The organism is Bacillus sp. 05T31 (assembly GCF_056396725.1).
This window is the reverse complement of record NZ_JBFTMA010000587.1, coordinates 1-2,871: the sequence shown is the minus strand read 5'-3', so window position 1 is coordinate 2,871 and position 2,871 is coordinate 1. Positions and strand designations below refer to the sequence as shown.

Below are 2,871 nucleotides of genomic sequence, written 5' to 3'. Positions count from 1 at the left end.
ATGTTCTTGTTTCATTAGTAGTCGGGATGTTGAATGTCCTTTTAGAAACAGGTTTTACACCGTACATATCTAATCTATATAGTGGGTATATATTTGCATCACTTATTATGGTTATGACAATGGTATTTCAAGTGTATTTGACTGAGTATTTAAACGAAAATGCATTATTGCGTACAGAAATGCAAAAATCAGAAAAACTTAATATTGTAAGTGAGTTAGCTGCAAGTGTTGCACATGAAGTTCGAAACCCTCTCACTGTTGTACGAGGGTTTATTCAATTGCTAGAGAGTACGGAAGACGTAAAAAACAAAGATTATATGCGTCTCGTATTAGCTGAACTGGATCGTGCTGAACAAATTATTTCAGATTATTTAAATTTAGCAAGGCCTCAAATTGAAAAAAAAGAACATATTTGTTTATCAGCACAATTAATTGAAATGACAACTCTTATGTCATCATTTGCAGCGATGCAGGGCGTTTATTTGCAAGTTGAGATTTCTGAGAGCCTTTATACTATCGGCGATAAGACGAAATTGAAGCAAGCTATTATGAATGTTGTTAAAAACGGTATTGAAGCAATTCAAGGAAACAAAGGGTATTTAAAAGTAACAGCTATTCAAAAAGATGAATTGATAATAATAAGAGTTAAAGATAGTGGTGTTGGAATGACAAAAGAACAGTTAGTAAGGCTTGGACAACCGTATTATTCTTTAAAAGAAAAAGGAACAGGATTAGGCCTTATGGTAACATTTAGTATTTTACAAGCGCATAATGGCACATTGGAATATAAAAGTGAAAGCGGAAAAGGAACTGAAGCTATTATTATATTGCCAGCTGTACGATATAAGGAATAAAAGTTACCGATAGAAGGTAACTTTTTATTTTTCGTGCATTAGAAAAAGTTACAAAATTTCATTCATTTATTTTTTCTTGTTTTGTTCGAACGAATAAACTTTTAAATGATTGAAAGAAGCTTTGCTCTTTTGAGGCGGCGACTAATCTTTTTGTTTCTTGAATTTCACGAATAACTTGCATAAGTTGTGTATCACGGTTGCTGTCTTTATTGTAAATTTGATTGACAAGTTTATTCATTTTTTCTTCTTGTTTGGATTCTCGCTTATACATATGATTCATTAATAAGTCCATCTTTTCTTTTTGGAGTGCATCTGTTTGAGCGGCGTGAACAACTAGATCTTGTAACATTTTTTCTTGTGAGCCTTCTTTTACATAAACTTGTTGCATTAGTTCATCTAATTTCTCGTCTTTTAAACGATTTTGTGTAATGAGAGTAGAGTTTTGATGAATAATTGCTTCATTTAATTGAGCAAGCATTTCAAGTTTTAGCATGAACTCCTCAAAGTTACGCCCATCTTCTTTTGGTTGCACTTCTTGTTTATCTTGAATAACAGGTACAGGTGGGGCTTCTTTTTCTTTTAAAATAATAGGTATTGTTTCTGAAATGTCCTCTTGTAATGTAGCAGCTCTTTCATGTATAGATTTCAATAGTTTTAAATCATCCAATTTATAAATACGAGCATCAGCTGTTTTTGAAATGATATAACCGTGTTCCTCTAAGAGTTGGCTATATTTTCGGACTATATGTTTTGGGATACCTGTTTTATTTGTAACATCTTTCGTTTTATAAATAGCTTCCATGATAGTTCCTCCCCAAAAAGTATCGTATATATCATTTCAACCTTTTATGTGGACTTCCTTTGAAAAAGAATGTCGGAAGGTTATTAGTTTTCTACAGCATTAGTGAAAAGATGAAGAAAAATGAATGTTTTTGGCGGAATGGAGAGGAAGAGCTAAAATAATGTCTGAAAACATACATAGAAGAAGTTTGTTATAATAACTGAGGAAAAGAAATTGGTAGGAACACGGAGGTACACATGAAGCAATTTAAAGGTATTATCATTTCAATTATTGCAATTCTTTCTCTTTTGGTAGCGGTATATGAAGTACTTGTGCCAGAGGAGACAAGTACTAAAAAAACAACTACGTATGATCAAATTCTAGAGTTCCCGAAAGAACGATATCCAGAGACCGGGAAACATATAACGGATGCTATAAAAGAAGGACATTCGGAAATGTGTACAATTGATCGTAATGGTGCAGCGGATAGAAGGAAATTATCGTTAGCGCCATATCCGACGAAGAAAGGTTATGATCGTGATGAATGGCCGATGGCGATGTGTAAGGAAGGCGGAAAAGGAGCTCATATTGAATATATAAGTCCAGCAGATAACCGCGGTGCAGGTTCTTGGGTAGGGAATAAGCTAGACAAATATCCAGATGGTACGCGTGTGAAATTTGAAGTGAAATAGTAATTGGCATACATTTCATAGTGGAGGAGAGGGATAGTTATGGAATTAACAATTTCATATTCGCAATTAATGATAATGAACTATGATGGTCAGCAGCCTTATGTAGATTGGACTCCTGAAGATTTTGAAAGAGGCTATGCTGAGGTGGATGGAGCTATTATTTTTGAAGCAATCTCTGACTATACTTGTGAAGTGGAAGTTACTTGTGGAAATCATATTGAGAAAGAAGAAGTGGTTAGAACGATATCAGTTCCTTTCACAGTGAAGAATGAAGAAGTATATATAACAAGTATTCTTTCTAATAAATATCATATTCCTATTCCGAACGGGGAATATATGATAGTCTTGCAGGCAACTCCTCTTGAAGAGCCATCAGACGATGAATTGTATAAAGTACAATACGATTTCTATTTTGAGAGTGTAGAATAAAAAAACGTGTTATCCTTTTTGAAGGATAACACGTTTTTTTATTATGCGTTTGTTTTTAGGAGAGAACGAGCGTCTTTTGCTGCCTGAACCATGTGCTCTAAAGCAGGTATAACTT

General features: G+C 33.9%; 4 protein-coding genes. 3 read left to right on the top strand and 1 reads right to left on the bottom strand.

The window, feature by feature from the left end; genetic code table 11:
- Nucleotides 1-854 (top strand): sporulation sensor histidine kinase KinB (gene kinB / locus AC1DJR_RS24700; protein ID WP_477003731.1); only part of this gene is annotated, 854 nt, incomplete at its 5' end.
- A 58-nt stretch (nt 855-912) separates the two neighbouring features.
- Here the strand turns inward: kinB and AC1DJR_RS24695 are convergent.
- Nucleotides 913-1,656 carry a DUF3967 domain-containing protein gene (locus AC1DJR_RS24695; protein ID WP_002014816.1) on the bottom strand — a complete coding sequence of 248 codons (744 nt, stop codon included), beginning with the start codon at nt 1,654-1,656 and terminating at the stop codon, nt 913-915.
- A gap of 236 nt (nt 1,657-1,892) precedes the next feature.
- On the opposite strand from AC1DJR_RS24695, the gene nucA reads away from it, so the two are divergent.
- Together nucA and comJ are read left to right on the top strand one after the other, a co-directional pair.
- Nucleotides 1,893-2,327, top strand: coding sequence for a DNA-entry nuclease (gene nucA / locus AC1DJR_RS24690; RefSeq protein WP_002014817.1), 435 nt, complete (start codon nt 1,893-1,895; stop codon nt 2,325-2,327).
- 39 nt (nt 2,328-2,366) lie between these two features.
- A complete protein-coding gene (gene comJ / locus AC1DJR_RS24685) occupies nt 2,367-2,756 on the top strand; it encodes a competence protein ComJ (protein ID WP_002088359.1) in 390 nt (129 codons plus the stop codon).
- Nucleotides 2,757-2,871: the final 115 nt, after the last annotated feature.